Raw genomic sequence first — 3,712 nt, 5'->3', positions numbered from 1 at the left:
GAATGAACAGCTCACTCATTTCAAGAGCGAGGGGAAACTGCTTGAGGCGGAGAGGCTCCGCCAGAGGACGCTCAACGATATAGAGATGCTGGAAGAGACGGGTTATTGCCACGGCATAGAAAATTATTCATTACATCTTTCGGGCCGCAAACGCGGTGAGCCGCCTTACTGCCTTATGAATTATTTTCCGCGGGATTATCTGACGGTGATAGACGAATCGCACGTGACGCTGCCGCAGCTGAGAGGCATGTGGGCGGGCGATGCCGCCAGAAAAGCAAATCTCATTGAATTCGGTTTCAGGCTGCCGACGGCCGCGGACAACAGGCCTCTGCGTTTCGGCGAATTTGAGGCGATGACGGAAAAAGTCATATATTCTTCGGCCACGCCCGCGGATTACGAATTGAAAAAGAGCAGGGATTTTCTCGTGGAACAGCTCATAAGGCCGACGGGCCTGACGGATCCCGAGATCTTTATCAGGACGATGGAGAACGCTCCCGCGGATCTTGAAAAAGAACTGACGACCCTGAAAAAGAATAACGAGAGGGCTCTTGTAATAACACTGACGAAAAGAATGGCGGAAGACCTGAGTTTTTATTTCATATCCAAGGGGATAAAAACGCATTACCTGCACAGTGATATAGACACGCTGAAGAGGATAGAGATACTCAATGACCTGCGGCGGGGGAAGGTGGACTGTATCGTCGGGGTGAATCTGCTCAGGGAAGGCCTTGACCTGCCGGAGATAACCCTTGTGGCCATACTTGACGCCGATAAAGAGGGCTTCCTGCGCAGTCGCACATCCCTTATCCAGATCTCAGGCAGGGCGGCGAGGAATATCTCGAGCCGTGTTATTTTCTATGCTGACAGTGTGACGAATTCAATGAAGAGCGCCATGGATGAGATGTCCCGCCGCCGCGCTCATCAGGTGGAATATAACCGCCGCCACAAGATCACGCCCAGGTCCATACAAAAGATCATTTCGCTGGACACGGAGCTGATAAAAAAATCAAAAGAAGGCGCTTACGGCCTGTTAAAAGAAAATCTGGACAAATTCACTTCGTCTAACCCTGATCTTCTCAATCAGCTGAAAAAGGATCTGCGCGAGGCCGCGGATAATCTTGATTTTGAGATGGCCATTATCCTGCGAGATAAGATCCTGTCACTCGGCGGAAAGATCAAATAGCGCAGGAGTCTTTTGACAGTTTCTGTTTTTTTGCTTTGATATTTGATAGAATACACAACTATGAAATGTTTAAAATGCGGCAAAGAAAATAAAAAGAGCGCGGTTTACTGCAAATTCTGCGGAGAGAATCTTCAGACAGCGGAACAGCCTTTGACGGTGGCTTTCATGCTGAAATCGCTTTTTGTGATATATTCGCTCATCTTTACCGCCTACATGCTTTATCTCGCTCTTGAGAAACCGTTCCAGGCATTTGTTAACAATCTTGCCACAAAATAAATCCATCCGGCGGCTTAAAATAGGCATAACGGGAAAATTCGCCTCGGGAAAAAGCGAGGTGTTAAAGATATTTGCAGAATCCGGTTTTTTCGTCTGTTCCGCCGATGAAATAGCGCACATGCTTTTAGAACGGGGAAATCCTGTTTCGGGCGAAGTTTTGAATATCTTCGGCTCCGGCATTCTGGACACCGGGGGCTCCGTCAGCAGGAAAAAACTCGGCGAGCTGGTTTTTAATTCCGAATCCGCTATGAGAAAGCTTGAAAACATAATGCATCCGTCCATCAAAAGCGAAATGAAAAAAATCCTTGACGCTCATCCTCTCTGCGCCGCTGAAAACGCTCTCCTTTTCAAAATGGGGATGAGAGGCTGGTTTGACAAAATAGTTCTCGTGGGGTGTTCTGATCCGCAGCGCGAAAACAATATAGCGGAAAGGGGTATTTCCCCGGCCCTCGCGAAAAATATTTCTTTCTTTCAGGAAGACGGGTTCTATCCCGATGCCGATGCGGATTTTATCATAGAAAACAGCGCCGGCCTTGCGGCTCTGCGGAAAAAAACAAAAAATCTGATAAATTCGCTTTTGAAGGAGTAAGGAGCATTAACAACCGCCCACATTACTCATTTACTAAAATCGCTAAATATCTTAGAATTGCGGATAATCTGTTTTTCGCGCGCACGAATTGCGGATAATTTACGAATAGGCGTGGAGGTGGCTAATGATAAGAATGGATAATGAGGATAATTTAAGGGCCAGGATAAAAGTTATAGGCGTGGGCGGCGGCGGCTGCAACGCCATTAACAGGATGATCAATTCCAACATAAAGGGCGTTGACTTTATAGCGGCCAACACTGACGCGCTCGCTTTGAAGCAGTCCCTGGCCACATACAGGATACAGCTCGGCGAGAACAGCACAAAAGGCCTCGGAGCCGGCGGAAATCCAGAAATCGGCCGCACGGCCGCGGAAGAATCCAGGGACGTTATAAGGCAGGCCCTGGAAGGCGCCGATATGGTCTTTGTCACCGCCGGCATGGGCGGCGGCACGGGGACGGGCGCGGCTCCGGTTTTTTCAGCCATGGCCAAGGAGATGGGGATACTGACGGTCGCCCTGGCCACAAAGCCTTTCAGTTTTGAGGGCTCGGTCAGGATGAAACAGGCCGACGCCGGTTTTAAAAATCTTGAGGGCACCGCTGACACGATACTGATAATACCGAACCAGAAACTTTTTACGGTGATAGATAAGCGCACACTCATAGAAGAGGCCTTTAACACCGTTGACGATGTGCTCCGCCAGGGCGTTCAGGCGATAACGGATATAATCACTTCACAGTCTGTTATACAGGTGGACTTCGCGGATGTGAAAGCCATAATGAAAGACGCCGGCAAAGCGCTCATGGGTATAGGCGAGGGAAAGGGCGAGAAGAGGACTCAGGACGCCATAAACCGCGCCATGGACAGCCCACTGCTGGAGAATATCTCCATAGAGGGCGCGCGGGGGCTTCTGGTGAATATAACCGGCAATCCGCAGAATCTGACGATGTTCGAGGTGGCGGAGGCGATGGAGATCGTGAAGAAGGAGGTATCAAAGGAGTGCCATGTGTACTTCGGACAGACTTATGATTCTTCCATGGAGGACGATGTCAAGGTGACGCTCGTGGCGACGAATTTTGAGGAAAAATCCGCGCGGGACGACACGAAGCCGGATTATTTTGATGCGCAGTTTTCTGCTCCGGAAGAACCCGACGCTGTTGATGTGCCGCCGGCCATGCGGAAAAAAACTTACTGATGAAGATCAATAAATTATTTGAAGAAATGATAAGAAGGGGGGCCAGCGATCTGCATTTGCGGGTGGGGCTGCCGCCTGTCTTAAGAATAAAAAAAGAACTCGTCAGGACGGATTTCCCCCCCATGGGCAAGGATGAGCTCGCCGAAAATATCCTTGATGTGCTGGATGTAAAAAGCGCCGCTGATCTGAGGGAAAAACTCCAGTGCGATTTTTCCTACGCGATAGCGGGACTGGGCCGTTTCCGCGGCGCGGCGTTCTATCAGAGGGGAACCGTTGCGGCGGTTTTCAGGGCCATCCCCGACGCTCCTTCTGATTTTGAAACCCTGGGATTGCCGAGCTCTCTTCAAAAAATAACCGAAGCCAACGACGGCCTTGTGCTGGTGACGGGACCCGCTGGCCACGGAAAATCCACCACGCTCGCGGCGATGATCAGCAGCATAAACAACAGCCGCCACGCGCACATAGTAACGCT

5 protein-coding genes are annotated in these 3,712 nt (G+C 50.3%); all 5 read left to right on the top strand.

Annotation, left to right across the window (positions count from 1 at the left end; translation table 11 throughout):
- Window positions 1-1,183 (top strand): excinuclease ABC subunit B (locus tag FP827_04270; GenBank protein ID MBA3052289.1); only part of this gene is annotated, 1,183 nt, incomplete at its 5' end.
- A 60-nt stretch (window positions 1,184-1,243) separates the two neighbouring features.
- A complete protein-coding gene (locus FP827_04265; GenBank protein MBA3052288.1) occupies window positions 1,244-1,459 on the top strand; it encodes a zinc ribbon domain-containing protein in 216 nt (71 codons plus the stop codon).
- A complete protein-coding gene (gene coaE, locus FP827_04260; protein ID MBA3052287.1) occupies window positions 1,374-2,048 on the top strand; it encodes a dephospho-CoA kinase in 675 nt (224 codons plus the stop codon). Before FP827_04265 ends, coaE begins: the two co-directional genes overlap by 86 nt.
- Before the next feature lie 124 nt (window positions 2,049-2,172).
- A complete protein-coding gene (ftsZ, locus tag FP827_04255) occupies window positions 2,173-3,240 on the top strand; it encodes a cell division protein FtsZ (GenBank protein MBA3052286.1) in 1,068 nt (355 codons plus the stop codon).
- Window positions 3,240-3,712: type IV pili twitching motility protein PilT (locus FP827_04250; GenBank protein ID MBA3052285.1), on the top strand; the 473-nt coding region annotated here is incomplete at its 3' end. The genes ftsZ and FP827_04250, both read left to right, overlap by 1 nt.

The organism is Candidatus Omnitrophota bacterium, assembly GCA_013791745.1.
Taxonomy (GTDB): domain Bacteria; phylum CG03; class CG03; order CG03; family CG03; genus CG03.
The sequence above is the reverse complement of the archived record's forward strand: the minus strand, read 5'-3'. Positions and strand labels throughout refer to the sequence as shown.

What these genes read in the sequence shown, in the direction of transcription:
- FP827_04265 (MBA3052288.1), top strand. Translation starts at nt 1,244, where the DNA reads ATGAAATGTTTAAAATGCGGCAAAGAAAATAAAAAGAGCGCGGTTTAC.
- ftsZ (MBA3052286.1), top strand. Translation starts at nt 2,173, where the DNA reads ATGATAAGAATGGATAATGAGGATAATTTAAGGGCCAGGATAAAAGTT.